The organism is uncultured Blautia sp. (assembly GCF_902497045.1).
Classification (GTDB): Bacteria; Bacillota; Clostridia; order Lachnospirales; family Lachnospiraceae; genus Blautia_A.
On record NZ_CABVDF010000337.1, the window covers coordinates 1 to 2,089 of the forward strand.

The window sequence follows — 2,089 nt, forward strand, 5'->3', positions numbered from 1 at the left end:
GATGGAGAAAAAAGAAATGTTATATATAGGAAATCATACAACCTCATCCAAGGGATATAAAAAGATGGCGCAGCAGATGATCAAAAACGGAGGAAATACGTTTGCGTTTTTTACCAGAAATCCCCGTGGGGGAAATGCAAAAGCTATTGATGCAAAAGACGTGGAGGAATTTCTGCAGCTGGCAGGAAACCATGGATTTGGAAAGATCGTTGCCCATGCGCCTTATACTATGAATTGCTGTGCGGCCAAAGAAGACCTGAGAGATTTTGCCAGAAATACTATGGCAGATGATCTGAGACGAATGGAATATACACCGGGAAATTATTATAATTTTCATCCGGGAAGTCATGTAGGGCAGGGGGCAGAAGCTGGAATACAAAAGATTGCGGAGATTTTAAATGATGTGCTTACAGAAGAGCAGACGACTACGGTTCTTCTGGAAACCATGGCGGGAAAGGGCTCCGAGGTAGGGAGAAACTTCCAGGAGATCCGTTCCATTCTTGATCTGGTAGAAAAGGATCACAAAATGGGAGTGTGTCTGGACACCTGTCATGTGTGGGACGGTGGTTATGATATTGTCAATGACCTGGACGGGGTGCTGAAAGAATTCGATCAGGTAATCGGTCTTTCGCGTCTGAAGGCAGTCCATCTGAATGACAGCATGAACGGAATGGGAAGCCATAAGGACCGCCATGCAAAGATCGGGGAGGGTGAGATCGGTCTGGAGGCGCTGGTACGTGTAATCCGGCATCCGGCTCTTGCAGAGATTCCTTTCATTTTGGAAACACCAAATGACGATGCAGGTTGGACCAGAGAAATTTCTGTACTTAGAGAAGCCTTTGAAAAACAATGACAGATAAAATGTGAAATGCTCCGGTGTTCCTTTATGCAGGGGATTCTATGACCCAGGAACGCCGGAGCATATATTTTTAAAGCTTTACTTCATTTTTCAGTATCAGCCCATCGCGGAATGCAGCAGCATTCTGAAGAGTTGTTTCCGCAATATTTGTCAGCGCCTCATCAGTAAAAAATCCCTGATGAGAGGTCATGGCTACATTGGGGAAAGACAGAAGTCTCTGGATGGTGGAGCTTTGAAGAATACGTTCAGACATATCCTCATATACAAGCTCTGATTCCTCTTCATAGACGTCAAGACCTACGGCAAAGAATTTATGATCCCGGATTCCAGCGATCAGATCTTCGGTACAGATCAGGCCGCCCCTTGAAGTGTTTACAAGGATCACCCCGTCTTTCATTTTGGCAATAGATTCCTCGTTGATGAGATGATGTGTTTCCTCTGTAAGAGGGCAGTGAAGACTGATCAGATCGCTTGTGCGGAGAAGCTCATCCAGGGATACATACTCCAGAAAATCCAGCTCTTTATTAGGATAAAGGTCGTAGGCGATAACACGCATGCCAAATCCCCTACAGATCCTTGCCATTGCAAGACCGATTTTTCCGGTTCCGACGATTCCGGCAGTTTTATGGAACAAATTGACACCCATAAGCCCGTTCAATGCAAAATTATTTTCCCTGCATTTGATGTATGCTTTGTGGGTGTGGCGGTTGGCAGTAAGAACAAGAGCCATAGCGTGTTCGGCTACTGCTTCCGGGGAATAGCCGGGAACCCGAAGAACCTTGATTCCGTATTTTTCCGCAGTTTTGAGATCCACATTGTTATATCCGGCACAGCGCATCAGAATCAGCTTAATGCCCTGAGTATGAAGGCTTTCCATAACAGGAGTACTGATATCTGCATTTACAAAGGCACAGATTCCGTCGTAGCCTCCTGCAAGTGATGCGGTTTCTTCATAAAGATTGGCTTCGATAAATTTAAATGTGATTCCCGGATATTCCGGGGCAAGCTTATCAAAAAAATGCTGGTCATAGTCTTTTGTACCGTAAAATAATATTTTCATGGCTGCCTCCTTTTCTTTTGGTATATGTATAAGTTAGTTGAAATATACATGGAAAATTCTGGGATGTCAAGGGTTATTTTTCTGACAAATACAGGAAAGGATAGGGTTATTTCTGTAATATAAAGCAGCGTAACTATATAAAAACATCAGAAAGAAGGATAGAAAAATGA

The 2,089-nt window shown here is 43.8% G+C and carries 2 protein-coding genes; one reads left to right on the plus strand and one right to left on the minus strand.

Annotated elements, in window-relative coordinates:
* Positions 1 to 16: 16 nt before the first annotated feature.
* Entirely contained in the window at positions 17 to 853 is an 837-nt protein-coding gene (locus tag RDS42_RS14410; RefSeq protein ID WP_308784267.1) for a deoxyribonuclease IV, read from the plus strand.
* A 76-nt stretch (positions 854 to 929) separates the two neighbouring features.
* On the opposite strand, the gene RDS42_RS14415 is transcribed toward RDS42_RS14410, so the two are convergent.
* Positions 930 to 1,919 (minus strand): 2-hydroxyacid dehydrogenase, encoded by a 990-nt coding sequence (locus RDS42_RS14415; RefSeq protein ID WP_308784266.1) that lies wholly within the window; start codon positions 1,917 to 1,919, stop codon positions 930 to 932.
* Positions 1,920 to 2,089 lie beyond the last annotated feature (170 nt).

Bases quoted from the DNA above. Each gene is read 5' to 3' on its own strand.
- RDS42_RS14410 (WP_308784267.1), top strand. From the start codon at position 17: ATGTTATATATAGGAAATCATACAACCTCATCCAAGGGATATAAAAAG.
- RDS42_RS14415 (WP_308784266.1), bottom strand. From the start codon at position 1,919: ATGAAAATATTATTTTACGGTACAAAAGACTATGACCAGCATTTTTTT.